Origin of the sequence: Leuconostoc sp. S50, from assembly GCF_016624925.1 — a bacterium.
Classification (GTDB): domain Bacteria; phylum Bacillota; class Bacilli; order Lactobacillales; family Lactobacillaceae; genus Leuconostoc; species Leuconostoc pseudomesenteroides.
This window is the reverse complement of the sequence record NZ_JACVUE010000040.1, coordinates 1-268: the sequence shown is the minus strand read 5'-3', so window position 1 is coordinate 268 and position 268 is coordinate 1. Positions and strand designations below refer to the sequence as shown.

Sequence of the window (268 nt, the reverse complement as noted above, 5' to 3'; positions counted from 1 at the left end):
ACTTGGAACATCCGAGCTTGGCGTATCCGAACTTGGTACGTCTGAACTTGGCACATCCGAGCTTGGTGTGTCAGAACTTGGAACGTCTGAACTTGGTACATCCGAACTTGGTACGTCTGAGCTTGGTGTATCTGAACTTGGTACATCTGAACTTGGCGTATCCGAGCTTGGTGTATCTGAACTTGGCACATCCGAGCTTGGCGTATCCGAACTTGGCACATCCGAACTTGGTGTATCTGAGCTTGGGACATCCGAACTCGGTGTATCT

At 50.0% G+C, this 268-nt stretch carries 1 protein-coding gene; it reads right to left on the bottom strand.

Going from position 1 to position 268, the window contains the following annotated elements; all coding sequences use genetic code 11:
• Positions 1 to 268, bottom strand: a 268-nt coding sequence (locus IAE53_RS11300; RefSeq protein ID WP_234456364.1) for a hypothetical protein, incomplete at both ends; no start/stop codon positions are given.